The sequence below is a fragment of the Brevundimonas sp. EAKA genome, assembly GCF_000698025.1.
Classification (GTDB): domain Bacteria; phylum Pseudomonadota; class Alphaproteobacteria; order Caulobacterales; family Caulobacteraceae; genus Brevundimonas; species Brevundimonas mediterranea_A.
Window position 1 is genome coordinate 1 of the sequence record NZ_JMQR01000267.1, and the last position, 870, is coordinate 870.

Sequence of the window (870 nt, forward strand, 5' to 3'; positions counted from 1 at the left end):
GCTGTCGATCGCCAACTCGGCCAGCCAGACGCTGCTGAGCCTCTTCCGCTAAGGCCCGGAGGCCCGGTCGTCTCGACGGCCGGGCCATAGGTCTTGAACCCCGAGCAAAACGCTCCCGTCGCCAAAACGGCGCCGGCCATCACGAAGTGAAGAAGGAACGCCAAAATGGCGAGCATCAATACGAACTACGGCGCAGCCATCGCGCTGCAGAACCTGAACAAGACCAACTCGGAGCTGGAGCGGACGCAAAACCGCATCAACACCGGCATGAAGGTCTCTTCGGCCAAGGACAGCGGGGCGATCTTCTCGATCGCCACGTCGCAACGCGCCGCCGCCGCGTCTCAGGACGCGGTCCGCTCGGGTCTGCAACGCACCCAGTCGATCACCGACGTGGCCCTGGCCGCCGGCGACACCATCACTTCCGCTCTGGAAGAGATGAAAGGCCTTGCGGTCAGCATCGCCGGATCCACCGGTAATGCGCAGACCTCGTACCTGGCCGAATACAACGCCCTGGGAACCGAAATCGCTTCGGCGATCACGGGCGCGACCTTCGACGGCGTCAACAGCCTGACCACTCTGGGCGCCAATGCGGCGATCACGGCCGTGAATACGGGCAGCGTCACCGCCGCCAACGCCACGACCGCAAACGTCGATGCCGCAATCACGGCGACGACGACGGCTCTGTCGACTCTGGGCACCCAGTCCAAGTCGCTGGGCCGCCAGATCACCTTCGTCAACAAGCTTCAGGACGCGCTTGAAGCCGGCGTGGGCAACCTGGTTGACGCTGACCTGGCCAAGGAAAGCGCCAAGCTGACCGCCCTGCAAACCAAGCAACAGCTGGGCGTGCAGGCGCTGTCGATCGCCAACTCG

At 64.4% G+C, this 870-nt stretch carries 1 protein-coding gene; it reads left to right on the top strand.

Annotation, left to right across the window (positions count from 1 at the left end; translation table 11 throughout):
- Nucleotides 1–165: 165 nt before the first annotated feature.
- Nucleotides 166–870 (top strand): flagellin (locus ER13_RS17395; protein WP_035311452.1); only part of this gene is annotated, 705 nt, incomplete at its 3' end.